This window comes from Pseudomonas sp. ASL4, assembly GCF_056680395.1.
In genome coordinates this window covers 6,470,406-6,493,256 of sequence record NZ_CM155280.1, presented here as the reverse complement: position 1 = coordinate 6,493,256, position 22,851 = coordinate 6,470,406, and the positions used below count along the sequence as shown (strand labels likewise).

Genomic DNA, 22,851 nt, shown 5'->3' with positions numbered 1-22,851 from the left:
GGCTAGACCAGGAGGTCGCCATGTTAACCAATACTTCGCTCGATCTGATCATGCGTGATGTCTTTCTGGAGCTGCCGGAGTTTGTGCCGGGTAGTCGCACCGTATTGAAACTCGAAGGGCACCATATAACGGGGTCGATCAAGATAAAGCCGGCCATTGCTTTGATCGAGGCTGCCGAAGCCAGCGGGTTGGCGACACCCGGTGTGACCACCTTTATCGAGTCTTCGTCCGGCAACCTGGGCGTCGCGATGAGTTGTGTATGTGCGAGCAAAGGCTACAAGTTCATTTGCGTCACGGACCCCATGGCGACACAGGCCAATCTCAAGGCCATCCATGCCTATGGCGGGCGTACGATCATTGTGGATCGACGTGATGTCAATGGGGGCTTTTTAGGCACGCGTATCGAAACCATACGGCAGATGTGCGCGCAGGACCCCGATTGCATCTGGCTCAATCAATACGAGCATCCCGCCAACGTGCAGGCTCATCGCGAGCAAACCGCTCAGGAAATACTACGGGCTTTTCCCTCGCCTGAATGGCTATTTATCGGGGTCGGGACTTCCGGCACCTTCATGGGCTGCGCCGAGGCATTCAAGCAGGATTCGCCGGCCACCCAGTTGGTTGCTGTTGATCCCTTCGGGTCCGTCAGCTTTGACGGATCCCCCGGAAAACGACTCATTCCTGGGATCGGTGCCAGCCAGAAACCCAAGCTGCTGGATGCATCACAGGCCGACTTCGTGGTGTCAGTGAGCGAGCGCGATACGATTGCCACCTGCCGTGATGTGGCTCGCCGCTACGGCATCCTTCTGGGCGGCTCATCCGGATCGACGCTGGCAGCTATTGCGGCGCTTTCGGTGCAGATAAAAGGCGGTAGCACCTTGGTGGTCATTGCCCCAGATCTGGGCGAGAAGTACCTGGACACCATCTACGATGACGCGTGGGTCGATCGACACTTTTCCACAGAGAACCGTGCCGTGGAAATGTCGTTATGAGCGCCGATGCTGCGTTTGCCATCGTCACCGGGGCCGCCATCGAAGGCATTCTGTCGGGGCAGTATCGTCAGGTCATGAACGTGATCGCCCAAGCCTATCATCTGCATGGTCAGGGGGATTCGGTGAACCCCGATAGCTACTTCCTGCGGTTTCCACAAAAAACCGACGCCCGCATCATTGCACTGCCTGCGTACCTCGGAGGCGACGTCGACACCGCTGGGTTGAAGTGGATCTCCAGCTTTCCGGGGAACATTCAGCACAACCTTCAGCGCGCCTCTGCGGTGCTGATCCTCAATGACTTCGCTACCGGCTACCCACGTGCGGTCCTGGAGTCTTCCTTGATCAGCGCACACCGCACCGCCGCCTCGGCGGCGCTTGGGGCGGGGGCGCTAACGAGCGGTAGTCGCAGCGTTCGCAAGATCGGCATTATCGGGGCAGGGGTGATAGCCCGCCAAACACTCGATTACCTGTTCGCCGATGGCTGGTCGGCTGAGGAGATAGCGATCCATGACTTGAGGCCGCAGGACGCCGATCGCTTTGCTCAATGGATCAATAAAAAGGGCAGGGAAGAGGCCTATGCAGTCGACGATGCACGGGCAAGCTGTGAGAACGCGCAACTGATTATTCTGGCGACGACGGCCGCATCGCCCTACCTGGTAGAGCCTGATCTGTTTACCCATGCCCCGACGGTGCTAAACATCTCGCTGCGCGATATAGGCCCAGGCCTGATCCTCGCCGCGCAAAATGTGCTGGATGATGTCGACCACTGTTTAAAGGCGAATACATCTCCCCACCTGGCTGAAATAAAGACCGGCAACCGGACGTTTGTCGCCGGCACTTTGCACGACGTGCTGACTCACCGTCTGTTACCTGACCCTACCCGAGCGCGCATCTTTTCACCTTTTGGTCTTGGCGTGCTAGACATCGCGCTCGGTGATTTTGTGCTCAAGGCTGCCCGCGCGAGCGGGGTTGCCGTTGAAATAGATAACTTTTTTGCCAGTACCTCACGGTGGTGAACCTGATGACAGTGACTAATCTGGAAGCCGATGGTTCGCGCTGGTCATCCACACTCGACCTTGCTGCAGTTCACAGCGCGGCACGCCGTCTCGAGGGGTTGATTCTCCATACCCCGGCACTGGAGTCACAAGCGCTTAACTTGGCAGCCGGCGCTAGGGTACTGCTCAAGGCAGAGTCATTACAGAGCGGCGGATCATTCAAGTTGCGCGGTGCACTCAACGCATTGCTGGCACAAGAGCAACGCCCTCGAGAAGTGGTTGCCTATTCTTCTGGCAATCATGCTATCGGCGTGGCGATGGCAGGTAGGCTCATGTCGATACCTGTGACGGTGGTCATGCCCCATGATTGCCCTGCCATCAAACTGGCAAAGGTGCGAGAGGCTGGTGCTCGAGTCGTGTTTTATCATCGAGGCCGTGATGATAGGAATGCAATCGCCGAGCAACTCTGTGCAACGAACCGAGCACTGTTGATTCCATCTTTTGATAATGCCGAGGTGATTGCCGGGCAGGGCACCGTTGCCCTGGAATTAATTGAAACCGCGCAGACGAAGGGCTACAGCCTGGAGCATATTTTTGTGCCCTGTGGTGGTGGCGGGTTGGTTGCGGGCAGTTGCATTGCCGCCAGTCACGCACAGCAGCCGTGCTCGATCATTGCGGTTGAGCCGGGAGGTTACGACCGCGTTGGGCGCGCTCGTCGCCTCGAGCTTCCGGAGCGGAATATCGGCACATGTGGATCAATTTGTGACGCACTGTTGACGGCAATGCCTAGCAGGCTGCTCTTGAGTTTGTCGGAGTTCAACGCATTGGGTACTTCGTGCGTTGATGATGATCAGGTTGCTTACGCGGTGCGTTTCGCATATCAGGAGATGGGGCTGATGCTCGAGCCTTCTGGTGCGATCGCCCTAGCGACAGTGCTTACGGCCCCCCCCGAAATAAAAGGAAAATTTATCGGGGTCATTTGCTCCGGCGCAAATGTTGATCAGGACCTCCATGCACGCTGCTTGGTGGGAGGGCGACTCGCCTGACAATCTCCATTCAATAAAACACCGTAAGAGAGTGGGCAGAGTAATACTTTCGGGTTTTTAAAATGAGCTGGAGGTGATATCGGAAACTTAAAGTGTTGATTGAACTTGTCAGAGTCGAAAATATAATGAAAATAAGAAAAACTAATGCCCTGCGATTTCTTCGCGCTTTTTTAATTATTCATTCGGCTGCGTGGTATAGATTTTTTATGCGATTATGAAAACTTTTTGCAAGAGTGCTGGATATTATTCTGTGGTAGCCTAAGATGAGTGTTATACCTGCTGGACAAATAAAATTCGATAAATTAAAACTATGGTCGACGGGCGACAGGATAGATGCCCAAGAATGTTAAAGGGAGTTAATCATGCTGCTAGCGTACTTTAAATACTTTCTTCTTCCACTGTCACCTCTGTTGATTTTAAGCATTTTTTTAACTTCAAAAATCCCTAATCATTACAATTATTTAAATCCCTATCAATATGCGCCAATAAAATCAGAAAGTTCACTAAAAAACACAAAAATACAGGGAGAAATAAAAAAAGATCTTCCTCCAATTTAATGTGCATCAAAAAAAACGCCTGCAGTGCCAGTCTGATTACTAGTGGTCCAAAGGGGGCAGTAATTAACTGCTTCCGGGTGTGCGACTCAAGTTGAATGCAAATGTATGGTCAGCCAGGTTGTAATTGTAGGGGCCGTGGCAATGAAAATGCGCGGTCATTGCCATGCAATAACGCATTTACCAGTCGCTAACTCGTTTTGATGCAGTGGTCGCGGTGGAAAGCTCGTCTGGATTTGCACGCCGCCCCGATGCGCGCTGACGTTTTTTTCCTTCCATGCGAATGATCTGTAAAGGGCTCGGCAAAACTTCCTCCAGCAAAGAGCTCAAACGCTCAAGCTCATTGATTGAGCGAAGGGCAGTTATCAGGTTTGTGAGGGTAAAGTTCTCAAACCTGATCGCCGTTTAGCGGGAGCAACGGCCGATTCGCAGTACGCGAGGTGAAACGAGCGAGGATCTTTTACTCAAGGCCATCGCTCCTGAGCGTAGTCGGTGGGGCTTTTGATGTGTGTGCGGCGGGTCGCGGGTCGCAGAAGCGAATGGAACCTACTTTTTCTTTCCTGCAATGGCTAGAATCCTAGACGTAATAGCCATACATACTAGTTACTGCCTAGGAAAATAGGCTGCGTCTCGATGTCCTTGAGTTTCTGCATCTGCTTTTTCAGTGTTTCTATCTTTTCTTTCAGCCGTTCTGCTTTGGCCTCGGCGACTTCGGGCGTTGCCCGATCCGCCGAATCCATCGCCGCCAGATATCGATCAATGCTCTGTTCGATCTGCTGCATGCGTGCCTTCACTTTGCCCTGAGTGAAGTTGCGGTCGCGATTATTGACGGCTTTGAATTTGCTGCCGTCGATGGCGATGATCGACTGAGAGAAGAGATTGAGGTTGCGACAAAGAACTACGAACTGGCGGCATACGCTGCGAAAGGCTTTGCCGTTGTTCTTGCGAAAGTCGGCAATGGTTTTGAAGTCCGGAGCCAAACGCCCCGTTAGCCACATCAACTCGACGTTGCGCTCGGCCTCACGCTCAAGCCGGCGGCTGGACTGAATCCGATTGAGATAGCCGTAGATATAGATCTTCAGCAATATCGCTGGATGGTAAGCCGGACGCCCTGTTGCGGCAGGATCGACGCCCTCAAAACCAAGTGCGCCCAGGTCGAGTTCATCGACGAAAACATCGACCACGCGCACTGGATTTTCTTCGGCTACGTAATCGTCCAGACACTCCGGCAGCAAGGTGACTTGCGTCCGAGCTTCACCTTAAATAAATCGCTTCATGATCGCCCCCGCTACGATCTCGACGATCAGAAGATTAGACAATTGCGGGTGTTTTCACACAGCCTGGACCCATAGCGGTCATCACCTTACTCGCCACTGGTATGGATGAGTAAGCCTATGAAAACCACGAAAGGTGCGAACAGCACCAAGCCGCCGACGGCGACTGCCCAGCCCCAGGCAAAACCGCTTTCTCCCTTGAAACAGCCGCCACTCAGCAAGCCAAGCACGTAAACGCCAATCCTATGAGCCAACAGGTTGATTAAGATGTTGATCGAGTGTTCCTGCCAGGGTTCAAGTACAGCAAAGCAGAGGTGCTCCTGCTCAACCTTTGCCAGAAAGGGGAGTACACCGATGACCTTTTTTCGATTTCACAGCCGGTCGCTACAGAGAAAGTCATGGGCGTGCTGGATTCCATCAATGAACGGTGGGGTAGGGGAACACTACGCTTGGCGAGTGTGCCAACCAATCCCGATTGGGGGATGCGTCGGGAGATGATGAGTCAGAGTTTCACCACTCGGGTAGATCAGCTATGGACTGTTTTTTGTAAATAGTTTTCCTTTTACTTGGACTCCAAGAAACTCCATTAGGTAGTTTTCCTCAAAAAAACCTCACCCTTGTCTTAGGATCTTCACTAAAAAGGGCCTGTCAAAGATACGAGGGCCCTTTTTTCACGGAAACAACGATATAAGAATTCAGCTTTAAAATTAGACCTAAAGATTTTCAACGAATGTGTCACATTCGTCTATAACGTACTGAGGTACAAGCTGAAATTGAGAGGGGTTAAGCTGGTATATGTAGTTGTTCTCAATGTGGAACGCTTCATTGATAAATTTGCGAATTACGTCGGATTCAATATCCTTGGCTTTGCCATCGAAAAGCATTCTGTAAAGGTGAAGCTTTTCATAGTTGTTTTTTGAATCGAAATACAGTTTTTTCAGTTCGCTGTCATTTTGTACTAGCTGAATAAGTCTGTTGTATTCGAAGCTCTCGACGAATTTACAAATGTGCTGAGTGCCTTCTTCTAATTCGCTGTCTGTTAGCTCAACAAAGCCACCATCTGGATCTTTTTTAGATGGCTTGGATCTTTTATGGAAAAGGCTGGAAAGAATGTCAAAGCTGAATTGCTTGTTTTCCGTGATTTCGTAGTAACGGCGCAGATAAACAAGGCGGTTTATTTCATGGCAGTCTGTTCGCGAATTGGTCATGGCAATTTCGATGAATGTCTGAATGTCTGCCTTTTCAATTATGTTTTCGCTTAATTGGCCTAGGTTGTTTTCGAGGAAATAAACAGCTGGTTTTATGAAGCGGTCTGGGTGATGAAGCATCATGTCTACGACAGGTTCAAAATCGTGAGTGAGGAAAAGAACTGTCTTTCCTCTGAATGAATTTTCTTTGCGAAATAGAGCGTCAACTATGGCGTATTTCTTGTTTTTATCAAAAGATGAAATGGGGTCGTCGAGAATGATCAGTTCGGCTTCGCTTTTTAGGCAGTCATACATAAATAAAACTAACGAAAATGCATTACGCTCTCCATAGCTAAGGTGAGAGCGTACATTAGCAATCTCCCCAACTACTGAGTTGTGTATCAATTTTAGTTTGTAGCTTTCGCCATCCTCTACGAGCATAACTGAATAGCTGTACCCGGCATTTCGCAAAAATTCATTGATCCCAATGCCGTTGTTTTTTACGAGTTTTTCTATAAGTTTTTTCTGTTTTACTACACTTCCTTGGAGTTTTCCTGCTTTCTCTAGCAGTGCATCAATCCCTTTATTGACTATTTCAATTTTTTCAGCTGTGCTTTCTGAATTTAGATGGACGTACAGCTCAAGTTGAATTTTATGATTGTTGAGCTCTTCAATTATAACGTCAACATTTTTAAGTGATGAGAATCCTAGGTTTTTAGCTTTTGTCAAGCTGTTAGATAGGCGATCAATTTGATCCCATACTTCACGAATAAACGCAGCTTGGTCATCCGTGTACCCTTCAATATTCTTTATGAAGCTATCGATGCTGTTACGGGTTTCGGTTGAGAAATATTTGTTGAGCTTTGAGAAGGTGGCAATGGTTTTTGCTAAACTTTCAATGGATTTTGAATCGTACGACTCTGTTACCTTTGTTATTACTTCCAGCGTGTCTTTTACATCGTGTGTGCAATACGGGCAATCTGATGAAATGTCTAGAAAAGGCTTGCCTTCTTGTTGCCACTTTATCCACTTGTAATTCTGCTCGTGTTGAATCAAGGTCGTAAATTTCTCCAGGCCGGCCGGAATGGATTCTACCTTGTTACCGTTTTTTAGCGCTTTAGCCACATTGCTCGAAGCATGGAATCCATTTTTTACGGGCTTTCCAAACGCGCTGGAAAGCTCTAGTAAATCTGTAATTAGTGTTTCAATTTCTGGATCTGCCCCTAGCATATTTTTCATTTCGCTAGTTAGATTTTTTATTTCTTCCATTCCAGCATCATAATCCTTGTCTCTGACAAAGATGTCGAAGCTGCCCTTCACAAGTTCATCAGCTTGGAAGACGAAATCATTAATATATGACTCGTCAAAAATTCTAAGTTTAATAATTTCTTCAGCTCCTTCTATCTTAGGAACTAGTTCTGGGTTTTCTGAGTTTTTAAAGGCCGTGAGTTCGGATAATTTGCTTGTGCCTGCTAGTCTGTCATGTATAGAAAGCGACAGTGCTTTCGCTATGGTGCTTTTCCCTGTTCCGTTGGTTGCATACTTTATATTAAGCTTGCCTAGAGAAATATGAAGGGTGCCAGTATCTATGTTGTTGCAATTCGAAATTTTGATGTCCATATACCGTTCCACAGCACTGAGGTGAGCCTGAATAGTAGCTCATAATATTGTTTGTGCTGGAAAGGCGCTCTATGTCGGTAAACAAAAAATTTGTATCGACCGACTTTTATGTCGCATACCTTCGCGATCCTGTTGGAGACAAGATCTCGTTTTCTTTCGGGATGAACACCAGTGACTCTTTATGGTTTAGGGCAAACGCTGACCCCCCAAATTCAAAATGTAGTTTTTGGTGTATTGTTAGGTGACTAATTACATAGAGATCTACCATGTCCAAACTCGCTGAATTCCGCCAGCTCGAAAAACATCTAGCCGAACAGCTCCAGGCTCTCGAAGCCCTGAAAGGTGATGCTGGCCTAAAGAAAGAAATCGAATTCGAATCGAAGCTGCGCGCTTTGCTCGCCGAGTACGGTTACAGCCTACAGAACGTAATCAACCTGCTTGATCCATCAGCTAGCCGCCGTCGCGTTCCCGTAGCCGAATCCAAAACTGGCAGCCGCAAGCCACGCCAGGTGAAAGTCTACAAAAACCCGCATACCGGCGAAGTCGTCGAAACCAAGGGTGGCAATCACAAAACCCTTAAAGAGTGGAAAGCAAAATTCGGCTCGGACACCGTTGAGTCTTGGCTGACCAAATAGGTTTGGTTTGAGTACAAAAAAGGGCCTTGGGGGGCCATTTTTGCTGGCGGTTAACCCATGACCATAGTTAGGCATATGGATGGCACTGATTAATCTGCTCGAGTGTTCGTCACTAATTTCTAGGGATGGAAGCGGACATGTTTAGAGAGGAGGGGGCTGCGCAGCTAGCGTGATGATACGCGCATGTTGCCGCTGACCGACATCAAGCCCGGCGAGATTTCGGAGGTTTCGCGCTGCTATCCGATTTCGCTTGCCGTGATTCGCCGCGTCCTCCGATGAAACAGCGAGAGTCAGCTTTTGCGCCGTCGATTCTTGACAAGTGAGTGCCGGGGGCGGGGTGTGTTTGGCAATGCAGGTCATGCGGGAGGCTGCGGTCTGCGGTTGCAGCAGCGAGGGAGATTGTTCACTCTGTACTGTCTAGAATTACTGACGTAAAGTGCAAAAAATCCAGTTAATATCTAGGAAAGCAGACGCTATGCGACTTCGTGTTCATACGGATCAAGTCCTCGCAGCCACCGTCGGGGCGCGGCTGCAAACGCTGCGGTTGAAGAAGAACATTAGTCTCGAAACGGTGGCGGAGAATGCGGCAATCAGTCGTCAGACGCTGTACCTTTTGCTCAATCAAGGCAAAGGTACCTTGATCAACCTGATCGCCGTTTTGCGCGCCATCGGTGAGTTGGAGCGCCTGAGTTCACTGTTGGAAGAGGTGCGGCCCAGTCCACTACAAATCATTCAAATGGAAGGCAAAAAACGGCGGCGCGCTTCCGGTCGACGGGGCCTCCCCAACGAGGGCGAGGCCGCACGCACTAACAAAGGCAAAAGCATTGATTGGTGACTGAGGCATGAGGCGGCAGTACTGGGACAATCTCACTGCCATCCTGACTCAATTGATGCAGCGACAGCAACGGCACCGCCTGTTGCAAATCAGTATTGTGTTATGCACGCGTAACGTTTTGGCGGGGCCGCGTTAGACGCCGCGGCAGTCTCTGGCCAAAAAACGGAAGAGACGGCATGCGCTCATCCGTCCTAGGGCATTGTGTGCTTATGCCATTGTCGCCTCCGGACGCGATAGCACTGTGATATTATTTTTTGCTTGATAGGATTTGTCACCAAGCCGTTATGCGCCTTTCGCATGCCATCTTGATCAACGTTCAGTGGAGGAACGGCATTGCCAGCTATTTTCATTCATCTGTCAGACATTCACTTTGGTCAGGAAAAAGATGGCGGCTGGGTAAAGACAAATACCGACGCCAAAGACCGTCTTATGGACGATGTCCAAGCAGAGTTGTTGGCTCGGGGGGCGAATGCGACTGGTATTATCGTAACGGGCGATATTGCTTATTCTGCTCAACCCGAGGAATACAAAGCTGCTGGTCAATGGCTGGATGAGCTAGCAACACGTACTGGTTGTGATCGACTCAGTACGCAACTGGTACCCGGTAACCATGACATTGATCGTGGGGCGATTACCAATTCGGTCGGATGGAAAATCGAGTCAGTACGTAATGACGGTGACTCGATGCTGGATATGCTGCTAGATGACGATACTGAGCGTGAAACTTTGTTCACACGTTTTGCGGCATACCGAGATTTTTCCACAGGGTATGGATGCGACCTGGATACCTTCGGTAAATACTCGGCAGACTACTCGGTTGAACTGGCTCCTGGCAGATCGTTACGTTTCGTGCGTTTGAATTCGGCGCTGATCTGCTCAAAAAAAGATGTGCCCGGGAGCTTGATACTCGGTGCTCGGCAACGAGTGATTCCAATCGTGCCTGGTGAAGAAGTAGTTGTGCTGATGCACCATCCACTGCATTGGTTTATGGACACAACTGTAGCCAAAAAATACATTCAAAGTCGTGCTCGTGTCGTAATCTCAGGTCACGAACACTACCCTTCTATAGACGTTTCTAGCGTTGAGGATGGCTGCGACCTCATGTTGCTGGCCGCGGGCGCGACTGCTCCCGATCATGTCGGCGAAAAGTACACCTACAAGTACAACATTTTGGAGTTCGACTGGGATGAAGCCTCGAACTCACTCGCCGTCAGCATCAATCCGAGGACATGGGACGACGAACACAAACGCTTTCATAAGGATTCTGAATTCCTTACAGATACGCAGGAACGACACGTACTAGCATCCCCCAATTTTAGGCAGGCACCCCAGCCATCTGCTACCTCGACGATGGCGACCTCAGAGGTCGCTAAATTATCCGCGGTAGTAAACCCCATTTCAGGCCAAGGGAAAGCTGAGATCGATATTAGCGTTAGAGATAGATCAATTCGCCTTAGATTTTTCCGAGACCTTACCGAGTCTCAGCGTTTGAAGATTTTAATCGATTTAGGGGGACTGCCTCCCGAAGCAGCAAAGAAGCTCGACCATGCCCTAGAGCAGACTTTTTTTGATCGAATCCTAAGTAAAGCGCTCGGCGACGAGTTAGCCGCCGCAATCGAACAGGCCCTATCGGACGCCAAGACAGAGGGAAGCAAATGAGTTTGATGGCTAAGCATTCGCGTATTTTCTGGCCAGACCCCAAGGATGATGAGGTCCGACGATTAAACCAGGCAGTTGTGAACGTTCAGAAATGGATGCATGGATTGACACCTGCTTGGTCAGCAATTGAGCTGGCGGCAAGGATAGCGAGGGCGCTCGAAATTGGGGCCGTGGATGAACATCTCTCGATAGCCGTAGAAAAGGCCATCGTAGAGAGCGGAAGCGAAGCTTTCGTACGCAATGGCAATGACTTGCAGATAACAGTCGTGGCAGTGGTGGCGGCCATGGATCTGGTCCGCAACGCTTCCATTGAAAAGGGAGGCTGGGGCGCTATTGACGCTTTTGCCGCTGCAGCGTGGTCCGCGCTTTCATTTCAAAAACCCGTCGAAAAAGAGTCTCTGGAGATGCTTCGTGTCGAGCTCTGTGAGGCCGTTCACGCGCGGACGAGAGACGTGGCGGAGTTATCGCGAGTAAGAGCCGAGGTCCCTGAGGTCGGCCTACTTACAATTCCAGACACAGTGCCGACACAAGCGCGTGCCAAGACTGCGTTCAAGACGGCAGTCGAGCCACTTGTGAAGGCTCTTCGTGAAAATGCTGAGCTTGACCGTGAGGAAATAGACTTCCTCTGGTGGCGGCTGGCAGACTGGAGTGAAAGTCTTAATCAACCTTTCGGTGGTCTCCCGACAATTACGCAAGCGGTTGCTGCAGGCATAGAATGCGCGGCGAAGCTAAAACGTGTTCCATCGTCCGGGCACCGCAATGTTGTTTTGCGTGGAGTGCCAAACGATGTTCACTCCGATCTAGCACAAGTACTCGCAGCGATTGGTTCCAACGCGCAAGCCTTGATCACCTACATCGATCAAACATGCGTCAATGGCGCAAAGCAGGTTTTCCCGCTTTTAAATGCGATTGTCAATGCAGAGGTTGAACCCTCTGGCGCAGACAAAACCAGAACTGTAAGGGAATGGGGCGCGCGCGCATTGCTAGAAGCGGGCGTTATACATCTATGCGGTCCGAGGGGTTAATCCAGATGAGTACATGCTCCTTTGATGAGTGCACGTTCAGTGTCACTGGGCGGTGTATTCAAGACCGTCCAGTATCGGAATGCCCTCACATCGAAGGAAATACTCTTGAAGAGGGCGACGCTCCTGAAGCGCTAACGCTTGAAACTGCATGGTCGGACGACTCAAGGAGTTTGCCCGAGGTAAATCCGCACTCTGCGGGGCAGGCAGTGTTAGAGCGCTTAGGTGAGACGCCACGCCTGCCCCCGAGCATGACTCTTGGAACTGAGGACGCGCAGAAATTGATGTGTAGTGAATACACAACGATGGTGGGCATAGTTGGCTTGCCAGCCTCAGGGAAGACAGCTTGCTTGGTGAGTGCGTACCTCCTGTTGTCGAAAGGACAGTTCAAAGGTTACTCATACGCTGACAGCAAGACACTGATGGCGTTTGAACAGATCGCCCGCGGGAGTCGCCAGTGGACAAACGGAGAGCCGCCAAGCCAGCTAACCGTTCGAACTGAGCTGGTTGATGATCGACAAGCTGGATTTCTTCACTTCAAGCTCCGACGAGATATCGACGGCCGTCTTTTCAATCTTTTGCTTCCCGACCTACCTGGTGAGTGGTGTAGATCCCTTATCGATAAAGCCGATTCCGGCCGGTTTGACTTCATAAAATCCGCAACAATTATTTGGCTGATGGTCGACGGGCGCGAATTTGCAGACGTTGAGACTCGAAATTACGCTCGGTACCGCACCGAGCTTCTGATTGAGCGTCTAGCCAAAGTCCTCTCCACGCCTACTCCGCGTATCATCCTTGTACCAAGCTGGAGGGATATCGGTGAATTCCCCGTCGACGTTTTTGAACAAATTCAACGTACGGGTTTTGAGTTCGATATCGAAATCACACTAGCGCCTATCGCATCCTTCTCATCAAACCCAGCAGTAGATCCCGGGGAGGGCGTGTGCGATCTTTTCAACACGTCACTCAACCACGACCGCGTAAGCCCAGAATTTTGGCCAGATGACCAAGGGGGTAAGCTTCGCAACCTGTCAGCTTATAGGAGCGAAAATTGGTCTCAAGATCAGTAGTTCTCATCGGAGGCCCGGACTCCGGAAAGACGAATTACCTCGCTCGTTTATGGCCGTCTTTTCACAAAAAGAAAGGCGAATTACGCGCCGAACGCATGCCTGATGATATTTCCTATGTAGATGGCGCGGCTGAGCATCTAATGAAGGGAAAGTTCGCACCGCGATCAGATAGGAATCTGGAGGTCGGACGTGTAGATTTCTCAATAGACGTGAGAGCGGGCAGAGGCACAGGCGAGCTCACCACGTTGATGGTGCCCGACATTTCTGGAGAACTCTGGACGAGGGCCGTTGCCACCTCAGAAATATCAACAGAATGGCTGTCACTGCTGGAAACTGCAGAGGGTGCTGTCCTTTTTCTACGCCACGGCTCGAATCAAACCGTCCAACCGCTGGATTGGGTCAATGCCCGATCAGTACTCGACCTGTACACAGCAGAAGAGCCTGCGCCAACCACTGCTGAAGACGATACTTTACCAAACGGGACTAACGACGCTGCCGCCAATGTTGAGAGTGAAGAGCAATCGGAGCCAGGCATTCCTACACAAGTACTGCTCTGTGAATTGCTGCGATATTTGGACCTTCTGCTTGCCAATAGAGACAATGGCGGCGCTCCGCGGGTTGCGGTGGTCATAGCTGCTTGGGATCGGGTGGCAGTGGATATGCGAATCGCCGGACCTCGTAGATACCTGGAGCATGAATTTCCATTGTTTGCCGGACGATTGGCCTGTGAAAGCCGCCTAGATATCAAGGTGTTTGGTTTGTCCATTATCGGTGGAGATCTGGATGACGATTCCGCCTTCCGAGAAGAATTTCTCAAAACTGATGTCTCGGACCAAGGTTATGTGGTGCTCCAGAACAATGACAATTGCGAAAAAATTGCTGATGTCACGCTACCCATCGCCTGGGCTGTAGGGGGCTAGGTTGAAGCCTCTTGATGAGCAACTTCATGGATATAGGCAAGGGCATGAGTTGTTGTCCAGCACCGTCCGTTTGGATAGCAGCGATCAGCAGCTAATCGATCGTCTATCAGATATCGCGGGACCTCTAGGGCCCAACGAGCGCTTTGCCCCCTATATCACATGTTATCCGCTCACGGGCGGGTCGCACTATGTCGTCGCTCGAACATGGCAAGATGTCGATGCCCCCCGTGCAGGCTGTGTCCGGACACGCAGCATCCTGGTACCCATGCAGACATGGATGGAGCTAGAAGATGTAGCATCAATCGTCGCAATCGCTACGGAGGCAGGCGCATCTGAGCCTGCTAAGAAACGTACACTAAAAGCAGACAGTCCAATCAAATTGCCACCCATGGACCCGCATCAAGGTACAGAAATTATTGAAGCTCTTTTTCTCGAGGAACGGGCTCCAATCGTGGTGTTTGATGCTGAACGTCCGGAACTGCTAACACTACGAATTTTAACAGCTCTATGGCCGGGATTTAGACGGCACTTTGCTGTTTCAACTTTCTGTCGTTCCCCTCGAACCATTGGGCGCCGAAATTTCGATCTTGTATTCGCCCCCAAAGACGCACGTTCGCGTTTCAGTGACTGGCCAGGTAGACGTGTTGACGGACGCAAACGAGAGGTCGCCCGTCATCCGTGGTCAACTTCCATCGTGGAGCGAGTTCTCGTTTCCCCATTGCCATCATTAAAAATGCTGGATGCACTCGGCGAGATGTCCTCAGACGGAGTAGGTACTGAGACAGCATTAAGAGTGTCCCTTTTATGGGAAGACTTGCAGCGAAAAGTCTATACCTCGCCTAACGCCGTACTCGGTCTACTCGATATAGCCAGTACGCGATCCGTTCGCAATGCCAATGTGATTCGCGATTTAGAACCTGCACTTATCAACTCGGCGAACATGGCAGTTTCAAAAATGCCTGCGGCGGATGCTTGGTATTTTCTCAGTGCGTTGGTTTCAAAGCTCGATACTTTGAAGCCGCCCCCTACAATTGCCAAATCAATTAAATTGGCTGCAGCCGATCTTGCATCCAAAGATCCCGGTGAAGCCGTACGTTATGTGTCCAAACTATTGAGTCAACCCTTTCCATCCGAACCTATTTTAGGGGGGGCTGGTGATGGTTTAGCAAAGTCCTTTTCGCCCCATGTTGCAGAAAAGCTTTCGGAGTTGAAAGCATCGGATCTGTTTAAGCTCACTACAGAAAGCTTTGATCTTATGAAAAAAGCGGTAGCTGAGGATTCCAAGCTACCGGATATGTTGGCATCTGCAATTTCACAATATACTCACCGCATCAGCCTACAACTACGCCAGCTGCTGATGCCGCTTTTGACTGAAGACATTCATGCAGAGCTTGCACGAGTGGTTTTAAAAGATGTAGGCAAGTCTGATCTGGAAAATCATCTGACTCACCTTTATAGGACTAATGGGCTATCATCGGCACAAATGCGCGATGTGTTAGTAGAGTGTGTTAACGCTCTCGGAATAAGAGAATCCGTAAGGGAGATCGTTTCAGGTATGGTGCCAAGCAGCCATATTGATTCGTTAATGAAAGAGCTTATTGGGTGCGAACGTAGCGACCTTACCTGGATCCTTGGTAGCCGCGAACTTGATGAAAGACAGCGTACCGATTACTTGTGCTCATTACTCGTCTCAGTCATCCCGACTTACTTTGACAGGTTGCATATATCTTTTGCCGAAATTCAGACCTTTTTCAGCATATTAAATCTTAAGGAAAAGACACACGCGAAGCTTCTTTCGTCCATAATTCGTGATGTAGATTTACCACGAGACGAAAGACTTAAGTTAATGTTTGCACTTTTGCCGTCACTCAGTGACCACGATGCGGTTGATTTTGCACTCAAAGCGATTGACATCGGTCTGCAAGCGGGAGAGGGCGAAATCACTTCGAAAAAACTGATTTTGTTGCTCAATAAAGCAGGAAATAGCCTTGATGGCAACCGGGTGTTCAAGTTGGGTCTGCACACGGTACTTTCTTCCAAAGTAGCTACGCGCAATATGGAAGCGTTAATCCAATGTAAAGTAGAGGCTCGTCGACGTCTTTTGGATGCGGTTGAAGAGTTAGCGATCCAACTAACGAAGCGACCTTTCATGGATCTATCTCAAGGCGCCGCCGAAGGTGCTGCGCTGCTGCTCTGGGAGTCACGAAACTCCTACAACAAGGGCCCAGTTAAGGCTGCGGCACACCTTCTTCCATTTTTACTTGAACAAACACAAGCTACAGTCTCACCTCTGATATCTGCCGTGTTCCCTATTGTTTATGGGGAGCTTGCGCAAGAAAGCCCTCCCGATTTTTTTTCAACAATATTTTCATTTGTTGATTGGGATAAGTGCAAGTTAGCAAGGCGTAGTTTGGCGCATACATTTATGCGGTCAAAATGGAGTATTGTAGATATTGCGATTGCAGCCGCTAGGGCCGGAGACACTAGGCTGATCCTTGAGCAGGTAGCCAAAGAGCCAGGTGGGGCAAAAATCCTTCGATCTCTAGATTCTGAAATTGAAAGTATTCCGCCCCAACATAGAATGGCAGTTAAATATGCCCTGGCTCAGATAGCCGGATTTTGAAAGAATCAGCTAGCCGTATTCGCTGCAGTGTTCTCCAAAAACACTTAACGGCCACGCAAAAAAGACGCGAAGGCTATCGAATTTAAATTTGAGGAGTTATCATGGCGGTAAGTTTTGGTATTGCAAAAATTATCAGCGAACATCCAAGTTACAATTATGGGCTCGCGCTGCCATTTGTTATTTCTTTTTATCTGTTGAATTCAACTAATACTTACATGGTCCCATTTTTTCATTATGATATGGGTGTTGAAATGTCTGCAGTATTGAAAATTTTTTTTGTGATGGGGTACTATGCTTTATTTGTGCTCTTTTTACTGTTCTCAAGCACTCTTTCTTTATATGTGAAAAACTCAAAATTTCATTTGGGCTGGCCGCTATTGACGGCAGTAGCGTCTCTGCTAACTTTAGTATTTAAAGATGGGAACCCTTTATTTGGCTTGCTGTTTGGGTTTGCTGCCATAATTTATTTGGCAGTCTCGAAGTTTGATGACGGAAATCTTTCTGTTATTTTAATTCAAGGGGTTTTTGGGTTTTTTTCGATATTTTGTTTTGTTGCAGGAATACTTTGGCTCAATGAGTCGTTTATTTTTATCGACATGGTCTCCGGTTTGTTTGGATTCGAAAATATTGCTAAAGACTCAGTCAAGGTAGGAGCGTTCATGCTAATCGTTCTTGGATATTCTGTTTTTTATTCGGTTTTCAAAGTTGGTGAACTATCGAACGGTGCGACAAGCGCCTAGCAAACCTCTAAAATTGTTGGTTTAATCCGGCGGACAGGTTACCCGGTTCCCGCATTCGGATTAATCTCGGGCATTTGTTCGGGTAGGTTGACTGAAGCCGGTAGAGCTTTTGTGTCCGGGGGAAACCCGATACGCTTGTCAACCGTCCCTTAGACGATTTGCTGGGCTTCATCAGTGCTGTCCTGCAAACCCCTTGGTAGCCCAAGCAATTGCCGGATGGTGCTCGATTCGCGCTGAAAGATACTCACTGCCTTATCCTTTTAGCTTTTTTTGGAAATTAGTTACCTGAGTATGCTGTCTTTGATTAACTACATTTTGATCATGCGAGTAATTGAAGTATTAAGTTCGCTTTGAAAATCGCGCAATTTCTGTGCTTTCGCACCATCAAAGCGGTCACCATGCTCGTTGAGCGTAGCAAGACAAGAGCTCAAAGTACTGTTGTTCGCGATTAGCATCTCCTTGGCAGCTATATGGCATAGCAGTGATTTACAGAGCGCGTGCCCTTGAGCTGTGGTTCCTCGGAACAGCACTACAGTTACGCCGTTTGACTCAATTCGGATGAATCGGACATGCTGATCATAGTCATGGAATCGAGGGTGAAACCACTTATCAATATTTATAAGTTCAGGATACTTCCGGCGCGTCGGGTCCACTCCTCCCCAAATATCATCGCTCTTCTGAGAATTGCAGTCGTTGCATGCAACTGCCAAATTCCAGAAATGAAAAGAGAACTGCCGAAAGTGGGCTTGGGGGAGTACGTGTTCGATCGGACGCGCGTAGGCCGTGTTGACAAGCCACCTTCGGCAGTAGCAACACCGATTAGCTTGAAGCTGTACAAGCTGGTCGCGTAGAGCTGCCTTAAGCTCAGTACCTGTCACTTGATCTTTTGCTTTTGTTAATAAATCAAGTAGCGCCCATCCATCGAATTTTCCTTGTCTGCTTTGCTGAAATAAATTTTGGATGATAAAACGAGCTTTTTCACGATACTTCTGAGTTCGATGGGGGCGCGCCAAATAGCGGGAAAGTTCTTGACGTAGCCGTTTACGAATGGCTTGATGGACTTCAGAGGTTGTCATGATGTAAGTATCTCATGAACAGCTGCCAAAGCCTTATCCACGAGCACTATGTCGTGTTGAGCCATCGGGGAGGGACCCTCAAGTAATCGCTGCTTGAGCAATTGCAATTCTTTTAATGGGCCTTGGTCATTCTTGTTCAAAGATCCATCCTCATCGGAATCAGCAATGACGCGAGAAATGATTTCCGCGCAACGCTCCTGTACGTGGTGCGTGTAAGGAGTATAGGTATTAAACCCCTCAAACAGGCTTGCCTCAACGGAGCGTCGCTGAGTTGGATCTAGCTCGTGCAGCCGTCTGTCCAACATCACGAAGCAATGATCATTTTTATTGTCGGCGGACGCGATAACTACAGGCGAGTGAGTTGCCACGACAAAGGAGCAATTTAGGCCGCGAGAAAACTCACGAAGTACTAAGGGAAGCTGTCTTTGCCAAGCGACGTGGAGACTTATCTCAGGTTCGTCAAGCAGGACCGTTGTGTTGGGCTGAACGCCCGCAATAATCTTGATCATCATCGTCAAAATCTGCTGTTCCCCTGAGCTAAGAGAATCAAAAACAACAATTTCGGGAGATTCACGACGCATGAGGGCGAACTTATATGCACCATCTGGCAGCGCTTGCCAGCGATCGAGCTCACGACGTTCCAGCTCTGAGGTCGATGATGCGGTCAATGGATAGACGTCCGCGAGTAATCTATCCCAATGGTCCGAAGTTGACCGCATACCTACAGGCACCAAAAAATGCCGTGGGCGAAACCCTAAAGTCTCTAACGCCACGTCGAAACACCGCAGCCGTTCAGGATTGCGGTAAATGTGTTTAACCATATCCCCTAGTTGGCCGTTGGTACGTCGTGCATTGGGACCGCTTTGAAACGTGCGAGCGCCAGCATAAGTGAATAGTGACTTGAGGGGGTCGGAGCCAGGCGAACGTTGAAACCGATCGGTATTACCGAATGCAACTCCTAAACTGGTATGCCCCTCCATAGCCAGAGCCATTGCCACATCACGCATTGCTAAACTTTTGCCTGCACCATTATTACCTATTAGATAGACCGCGCGGCTCTGACGGTCCTGACGCAAAGATTTTAAGATTGGTTCAATCTCAACTTCCGGCTGCCATGTCCGATTACTACTTTTTCCGACATAACTTTCTGCCCGGAGGGAGTACTCAAGATTGACCATCTGATCCGCACGGGCAATGCGGTAGAATCCAGGGACTTCAGAGTTACCTGACTGAAATGCTTCCTCAACAAACTTTATCAGTCGACGCGGTGCTAAAGTGTTTTCTAAGCGTGCCTTATCTACTTCGCCCCCCTTAACCCAGGCGCGCAAAAGCTCTCCTATGAGCGACGCACTGGGAAGTACCTCGAAATCCTTTAGACCAGAACAAAACTGTCGGGTATCAATCTGTAGCACAGATTCATCGTTAGTTCTGCGCTCATGGCCGAATACCAGAAGAACTAAATTAGCAGTGCCTTTTGTAGTTGGGCTATGAAAATCGACTACTGCACGTAAACCGTAGAACCTTAATAGCCGTTCACGGGCATATGCGTTGCGCTTCAAACTACGGCACTCCCTTGCTTTAACCACTACGAGCTGTGGCCCTTGGGTGTCTTGACGTAAACGTACTAGTGCATTGAGAACCTCGCTCTCCGCATAAGGAGCAGGTAAATCAATGACAGAAAATCGTACGAGATCTACAGTCGTATCAACAACGTTAAGGTAGTGTGTATTCTGAACTAGACGTCTATTCCCATGTAAATGGTTGTAAACAGCCATCCGCAAGCTCCGAATGACAAGCAGTTGGCTGCGAAGATCTCGGGGGAGGCTAGATTCTCCATCTTGATAGAGATTTAGATTGTCATCCCTGAAGCCTGCTGCTATCAATACCTCAGACGGGCCTGGCTGCCACTCGGAAACACCTCCATAAAGATCTGCTAGTGGAGCTGCAAGATGGGCAATTAGCTCATGGTGTCGACGCTGGGAGGGTACTAGTCTGGTAAATAACCGATAATAGAGCATGTCGACAACACACGTTTTCCCCGAGTTGTCCAAATTGCTCAACTCGTGTATCAGAATCTGGACAATTTGACTAATTACCTTAGATGAGTCAGAGGAAGGTTGCCACCGGTTGTTGGGGCTGAGGTCTAAAACTATTAATAGGGCGCGCAAAACTCGCTCATAGTGCGCCTCTATGCTTTCCGTGTCACCAGCTTTGCACATTTGTAAGAATGAGTCTGCTGTGCTTTCAAATTCTTCGGAGCGGCGATTGTAGGAAGAATGGTTGTCGGGATGATTTTCTTTTACGATTAACGTCATCAGCACGATATAGGCTATGCTCTCAATCTCACTAGCCTGAACGCCTCGTATCTTTGAAATTCGAGTTATCTCTCTACCAATTCGGTCTGCCCGCAATTCTCCTTCAGAAATCATTCATTCCCTCTCAATGTAATACTTGCAAAGTTTAATTGCCTGCTTAAAAATCTCGATGAGTATTTTACATGTTTTGGCCTCTATTGCTATATGTAGCGAAAGCCATTGAAGTCCTGGGCTGCTACATTTTTACTGACAGTAACCGTAGCAGTTTGCTGGGATGAGGGTTCGCTGGATTTCATATGTCATTCAGCGAGTTTGTCACTCCCGCCTTCTGCGAACGATACGGCCGGCAGGGCGAAAATCATCGATTGAACGGCGTATCTGCATTGGGTGGCTGTCTATTTATTGTGCATCGTTTATAGAAATGCGTTCAACAGTGTGCGGTTTGTGTGATATGAAATATTAGAAGGACTGGTGCGGATTTTCTGCGAATGTTAAAAGTCTTTCGGAGTAATACTGAATAGTTCAAGCCTCTCTCGTAGAGCGGCCACCTTCGCCGCCAGGGCATTAAGTGTGGCAGCAATGGTTTCAGGCGGAGGTGATTGTATTGGACTTGGGCGTCAGGACTATCGCGCCATCGATGATCTCGACGGTTAGCTCATCCCCAAGGCTTAAACCGAATTTTGCAAGGAGGTCTGGCGGGAGATCAACGATAATGTCGCCACTGCCGTCGGTGGTGTTGTGGCATTTGACGATCCACTGCTCGCTTTCGCTCATCGATCGAACCTCGTTCCGTCTTTAGAGGTGCCCGTTGTAACAGGTGGCTGCATGTCGGAAGGCGGCCATCCAGCACATGCACTCCCGTTCAACGGTTGCATTTAAACCGCTTATGCAAAAAAGCCCTTTGCCCTAGGGCCCAGGTGGCTTTTCACATTTTTTGCACTAGTTCGGTGCGCTCAGTTCAGCCTAAGTGAAAAAAGTCCAGCCTTGGCTGAAAAATAAGGTGAAAAATAAGGAAAAATAAGGAAAGCCTCACCATCTGATACTCAATAACCTACGTCTCAAAGAAGTTCTTCTCTTTCTCAATCCATGATTTTGCTCATACATGGAAACGGGTTAGTCATCCTCGGATAAGTTCAGCGTGGCCAAGCCCAATGCTACGACTTGTTAAATCGGTGCAAAGGTCTGGTCACCTTCGCCGAAATTAAACAATCAGTTGGATATGGGGACAGTTTCGTTCCAAAATCTAATGACTTCATTTTATTTTCTAATGAGCACTGAAGTGTCCGGTTTTGTAGGGGCAAGTCCAGCAGGCATTTTCCAGCAAGGCTTCAGCAAGCATAAGTCTCTTTCTTGGTCTGCAGCCTAGGGGGACTGACGAAAGAATGGTTACTGATGTTTAATCTTTCAGAGTTTTTGATTTGGAGTTGATAGAAAAAAACTCTGCGTCAATGTATAGCCATAATTTACACATCAGTCGCCTGGCGATGTAAATATTATGGCTTATTGTGCAGATATATTATTTCTCCTGTTTTTTGAGAAGATCGGCAAGTGCGGAAAATGGGTTGTGGGTCGCTACTGATATTTTAGGTGAGCTAACCGAGGAGTCTGAGAAGTATTGTTGGTCGGTATAGCGAGAATGCTCATTGTCATGACAGAAAAGACAAAGGAGTTCCCAGTTTGAACCGTCCTGCGGATTATTGTCGTGGTTGTGGTCTCGGTGGTGCACGGTGAGCTCGCTCAGACGCTTTCCGGAAAATTCACGGGCACAGCGGCCACACACGTGTGGGTACATTTTCAGGGCTTTATCGCGGTAGCCCATTTCCTTGTCACGTTTGGCATCTGCCAGAATGCGATCCAGCTTTGATGTATCTGCAGAAGATGTATTCATCTCATTCTTTTCCTATTCGTAAATTTTCGGCGCGGCGACCACATCCCGAAGTGCCATGCTTTGGTCCACTAATTTAAGCCCGTTTGTCGGATGCCGATATCATAAGGTATGCGTCGGCGCTACGCCCGTAAGGCGGCAGTGGGATACCACTTTGCTGGCAGATACGGACTCAACAGTTCCCAGTTCGAGCCGTCCTGCGGGTTGTTGTCGTGGTTGTGGTCGCGGTGGTGCACGGTCAGTTCGCTCAGGCGCTTGCCGGCGAACTCACGGGCGCAGCGGCCGCACACGTGCGGGTACATCTTCAGGGCCTTGTCGCGGTAACCCATTTCCTTGTCGCGCTGGTTGTCGGCGAGGATACGGTCCAGCTTCGAGGTGTTGGTCGGGGTGGACGAACTCATGG

Annotated in this window: 16 protein-coding genes and 4 pseudogenes; 13 read left to right on the top strand and 7 right to left on the bottom strand. The window is 49.1% G+C overall.

Features of this window, described 5'->3' with window-relative positions:
* Positions 1-20 precede the first annotated feature (20 nt).
* Genes sbnA through AC1MEW_RS29760 form a run of 3 tightly spaced genes read left to right on the top strand, consistent with a single transcriptional unit; the run spans position 21 to position 3,033 of the window.
* Positions 21-992: a 2,3-diaminopropionate biosynthesis protein SbnA gene (gene sbnA, locus AC1MEW_RS29770; protein ID WP_480424592.1), complete on the top strand. Its 972-nt coding sequence runs from the start codon at positions 21-23 to the stop codon at positions 990-992.
* A complete protein-coding gene (sbnB, locus tag AC1MEW_RS29765) occupies positions 989-2,008 on the top strand; it encodes a 2,3-diaminopropionate biosynthesis protein SbnB (protein WP_480424590.1) in 1,020 nt (339 codons plus the stop codon). Before sbnA ends, sbnB begins: the two co-directional genes overlap by 4 nt.
* Before the next feature lie 5 nt (positions 2,009-2,013).
* Entirely contained in the window at positions 2,014-3,033 is a 1,020-nt protein-coding gene (locus tag AC1MEW_RS29760) for a threonine ammonia-lyase (protein WP_480424588.1), read from the top strand.
* Between the two features lie 1,177 nt (positions 3,034-4,210).
* Here AC1MEW_RS29760 and AC1MEW_RS29755 read toward each other — a convergent pair.
* A pseudogene (locus AC1MEW_RS29755) lies at positions 4,211-4,822 on the bottom strand (transposase); the annotation flags it as partial.
* A gap of 308 nt (positions 4,823-5,130) precedes the next feature.
* Here AC1MEW_RS29755 and AC1MEW_RS29750 point away from each other — a divergent pair.
* Positions 5,131-5,415 (top strand): annotated as a pseudogene (locus AC1MEW_RS29750) (DUF4113 domain-containing protein); the annotation flags it as partial.
* Positions 5,416-5,574: 159 nt separating this feature from the next.
* Here the strand turns inward: AC1MEW_RS29750 and AC1MEW_RS29745 are convergent.
* The gene (locus tag AC1MEW_RS29745) at positions 5,575-7,668 is read right to left on the bottom strand and encodes a hypothetical protein (protein ID WP_480424587.1); all 2,094 of its coding nucleotides are present in this window, start codon (positions 7,666-7,668) and stop codon (positions 5,575-5,577) included.
* 266 nt (positions 7,669-7,934) lie between these two features.
* On the opposite strand from AC1MEW_RS29745, the gene AC1MEW_RS29740 reads away from it, so the two are divergent.
* The 9 genes and pseudogenes from AC1MEW_RS29740 (at position 7,935) to AC1MEW_RS29700 (ending at position 17,172) form a co-directional block, all read left to right on the top strand.
* Positions 7,935-8,303, top strand: coding sequence for a histone-like nucleoid-structuring protein, MvaT/MvaU family (locus AC1MEW_RS29740; RefSeq protein ID WP_480424586.1), 369 nt, complete (start codon positions 7,935-7,937; stop codon positions 8,301-8,303).
* Between the two features lie 475 nt (positions 8,304-8,778).
* Positions 8,779-9,138, top strand: coding sequence for an XRE family transcriptional regulator (locus AC1MEW_RS29735; protein ID WP_480424584.1), 360 nt, complete (start codon positions 8,779-8,781; stop codon positions 9,136-9,138).
* Between the two features lie 333 nt (positions 9,139-9,471).
* Positions 9,472-10,797, top strand: coding sequence for a metallophosphoesterase (locus tag AC1MEW_RS29730; RefSeq protein ID WP_480424583.1), 1,326 nt, complete (start codon positions 9,472-9,474; stop codon positions 10,795-10,797).
* Positions 10,794-11,822 (top strand): GTPase-associated system all-helical protein GASH, encoded by a 1,029-nt coding sequence (locus AC1MEW_RS29725; RefSeq protein ID WP_480424581.1) that lies wholly within the window; start codon positions 10,794-10,796, stop codon positions 11,820-11,822. Before AC1MEW_RS29730 ends, AC1MEW_RS29725 begins: the two co-directional genes overlap by 4 nt.
* Positions 11,762-12,889: a TRAFAC clade GTPase domain-containing protein gene (locus AC1MEW_RS29720; RefSeq protein WP_480424578.1), complete on the top strand. Its 1,128-nt coding sequence runs from the start codon at positions 11,762-11,764 to the stop codon at positions 12,887-12,889. The genes AC1MEW_RS29725 and AC1MEW_RS29720 overlap by 61 nt, the downstream gene beginning before the upstream one ends.
* A complete protein-coding gene (locus tag AC1MEW_RS29715) occupies positions 12,871-13,809 on the top strand; it encodes a TRAFAC clade GTPase domain-containing protein (protein WP_480424576.1) in 939 nt (312 codons plus the stop codon). Before AC1MEW_RS29720 ends, AC1MEW_RS29715 begins: the two co-directional genes overlap by 19 nt.
* 1 nt (position 13,810) lies before the next feature.
* Positions 13,811-14,059 (top strand): annotated as a pseudogene (locus tag AC1MEW_RS29710) (GAP1-N1 domain-containing protein); the annotation flags it as partial.
* Between the two features lie 27 nt (positions 14,060-14,086).
* The gene (locus AC1MEW_RS29705) at positions 14,087-16,432 is read left to right on the top strand and encodes a hypothetical protein (protein WP_480427398.1); all 2,346 of its coding nucleotides are present in this window, start codon (positions 14,087-14,089) and stop codon (positions 16,430-16,432) included.
* 101 nt (positions 16,433-16,533) lie between these two features.
* Positions 16,534-17,172, top strand: coding sequence for a hypothetical protein (locus AC1MEW_RS29700; protein WP_480424575.1), 639 nt, complete (start codon positions 16,534-16,536; stop codon positions 17,170-17,172).
* A gap of 308 nt (positions 17,173-17,480) precedes the next feature.
* Here AC1MEW_RS29700 and AC1MEW_RS29695 read toward each other — a convergent pair whose 3' ends face one another.
* The 5 genes and pseudogenes from AC1MEW_RS29695 to AC1MEW_RS29675 all read right to left on the bottom strand — a co-directional run.
* A complete protein-coding gene (locus tag AC1MEW_RS29695; RefSeq protein ID WP_480424573.1) occupies positions 17,481-18,248 on the bottom strand; it encodes an HNH endonuclease family protein in 768 nt (255 codons plus the stop codon).
* Entirely contained in the window at positions 18,245-20,677 is a 2,433-nt protein-coding gene (locus AC1MEW_RS29690; RefSeq protein WP_480424572.1) for an AAA family ATPase, read from the bottom strand. Before AC1MEW_RS29690 ends, AC1MEW_RS29695 begins: the two co-directional genes overlap by 4 nt.
* A 471-nt stretch (positions 20,678-21,148) precedes the next feature.
* The gene (locus AC1MEW_RS29685) at positions 21,149-21,337 is read right to left on the bottom strand and encodes an AbrB/MazE/SpoVT family DNA-binding domain-containing protein (RefSeq protein ID WP_480424570.1); all 189 of its coding nucleotides are present in this window, start codon (positions 21,335-21,337) and stop codon (positions 21,149-21,151) included.
* Positions 21,338-22,079: 742 nt separating this feature from the next.
* Entirely contained in the window at positions 22,080-22,451 is a 372-nt protein-coding gene (locus tag AC1MEW_RS29680) for a YajD family HNH nuclease (protein ID WP_480424569.1), read from the bottom strand.
* Positions 22,452-22,612: 161 nt separating this feature from the next.
* Positions 22,613-22,849: pseudogene (locus tag AC1MEW_RS29675) on the bottom strand (YajD family HNH nuclease); the annotation flags it as partial.
* Between the last annotated feature and the right edge of the window lie 2 nt (positions 22,850-22,851).

Coding starts and splice junctions, on each gene's coding strand:
- sbnA (WP_480424592.1), top strand. CDS start 21: ATGTTAACCAATACTTCGCTCGATCTGATCATGCGTGATGTCTTTCTG.
- sbnB (WP_480424590.1), top strand. CDS start 989: ATGAGCGCCGATGCTGCGTTTGCCATCGTCACCGGGGCCGCCATCGAA.
- AC1MEW_RS29760 (WP_480424588.1), top strand. CDS start 2,014: ATGACAGTGACTAATCTGGAAGCCGATGGTTCGCGCTGGTCATCCACA.
- AC1MEW_RS29745 (WP_480424587.1), bottom strand. CDS start 7,668: ATGGACATCAAAATTTCGAATTGCAACAACATAGATACTGGCACCCTT.
- AC1MEW_RS29740 (WP_480424586.1), top strand. CDS start 7,935: ATGTCCAAACTCGCTGAATTCCGCCAGCTCGAAAAACATCTAGCCGAA.
- AC1MEW_RS29735 (WP_480424584.1), top strand. CDS start 8,779: ATGCGACTTCGTGTTCATACGGATCAAGTCCTCGCAGCCACCGTCGGG.
- AC1MEW_RS29725 (WP_480424581.1), top strand. CDS start 10,794: ATGAGTTTGATGGCTAAGCATTCGCGTATTTTCTGGCCAGACCCCAAG.
- AC1MEW_RS29720 (WP_480424578.1), top strand. CDS start 11,762: ATGGGGCGCGCGCGCATTGCTAGAAGCGGGCGTTATACATCTATGCGG.
- AC1MEW_RS29705 (WP_480427398.1), top strand. CDS start 14,087: ATGGAGCTAGAAGATGTAGCATCAATCGTCGCAATCGCTACGGAGGCA.
- AC1MEW_RS29700 (WP_480424575.1), top strand. CDS start 16,534: ATGGCGGTAAGTTTTGGTATTGCAAAAATTATCAGCGAACATCCAAGT.
- AC1MEW_RS29695 (WP_480424573.1), bottom strand. CDS start 18,248: ATGACAACCTCTGAAGTCCATCAAGCCATTCGTAAACGGCTACGTCAA.
- AC1MEW_RS29690 (WP_480424572.1), bottom strand. CDS start 20,677: ATGATTTCTGAAGGAGAATTGCGGGCAGACCGAATTGGTAGAGAGATA.
- AC1MEW_RS29685 (WP_480424570.1), bottom strand. CDS start 21,337: ATGAGCGAAAGCGAGCAGTGGATCGTCAAATGCCACAACACCACCGAC.
- AC1MEW_RS29680 (WP_480424569.1), bottom strand. CDS start 22,451: ATGAATACATCTTCTGCAGATACATCAAAGCTGGATCGCATTCTGGCA.